The 1,106-nt window shown below is 54.0% G+C and carries 1 protein-coding gene; it reads left to right on the forward strand.

Annotated elements, in window-relative coordinates:
* A partial coding sequence (locus tag LC438_RS18945; protein ID WP_223587498.1) for a hypothetical protein occupies positions 1-1,106 on the forward strand: 1,106 nt, incomplete at both ends.

Below are 1,106 nucleotides of genomic sequence, written 5' to 3' on the forward strand. Positions count from 1 at the left end.
AGGAGGGACGAGCGGAAGAGAGAGGAGGGAGGCGCTAGGAGAGGGAGGGGGGCCCCGGGAGAAGCGCGCGGAGAAGAAGGCGGCACGGAGGGAGGAGGGAGAAAGAGATCCGGGGAGAGAAGACCGGAGGAAGAGGGAGAGGGAAGGAGGGAAGAGGAAGAGGGAGAAGGGGAGGGAAGAAAAGAGAAGGAGAAGAGGGAGGGGAGAGGAGAGGAAGAGGAGAGAGGGAGAAGGAGAGGGAAGAGGAAAAGGAGGGGGAGAGAGAGGAAAAAGGGAGGGGAGAAAGGAAAGAAGGAGGGGAAGGGAGGAGAGAGAAGAGGGGAAAGAAGAGGAGGAGAAGAGAAAGAAAGGAGGGGAAAGAAAGGGGAAGGAAGGAGGGGGGAAGGAGAGAGGAGAAAAAGAAAAGGAAGGAGAAAGAGGAAGAGGAAGAGAAGAAAAAAAGAGGGAGAAAAGGAGGGGAGAAGAAGGGAAGGCTCGCGGGAGAAGAGGGAGAAGGGAGAGGGAGAGAAGGAAAAGGAGGAAAGGGAGGGAAGAAGGGAGGGAAAAGAGGAGGAAGGAGAAGGGGAAAAGGGAGGGAGGAGGAGGAGAAGGAGAGGAAGAGAGGGGGGAGAAGAGAGGAAAAGAGAGAGAGAGGAAAGAGGAGGGAGAGGAGGAGAGGAGGAGAAAGAAGAAAAGAAGAGGAGGAAGAGAAGGAGAAGGAGAAGGGAGAGAAGAAGGGGAAGAGGAGAAGAGGAAGAAAGAAAAAGGAAAAGAAAGGAGAAAAAGGGAGGGGAGGAGGAAGAGAAAAGAGGAGGAGAGAAGGAAGAAGAGGAGGGAGAGAGGAGGGGGGGGAGGAGAGGGGAAGAGAAAGGAGGAGGAGAGGGAAGGGAGAGGAAGGGAGGAGAAGGAAGGAAAAGAAAGGAAGGGGATGAGAAAAAGGGGAACGAGAGAGAGGAGAGGAGAAGGGAGGAAGGGGGAAAAAGAGGCGAGGATAGGAGAGGAGGGAGAAAGGGGAGGAAAGGGAGAGGTCATGCGAGGAAGGTTAAGGTGAGAAACAGAAAGAGAACAGAGGAAAAGAGGGAAAAACAACCAAGAAGGAGAGGAGACGAAAGAGGAAGAAAAAGAGA

It is taken from the genome of Microbacterium sp. OVT16B, assembly GCF_019969705.1.
In the GTDB taxonomy this organism is placed as follows: Bacteria; Actinomycetota; Actinomycetes; order Actinomycetales; family Microbacteriaceae; genus Microbacterium; species Microbacterium natoriense.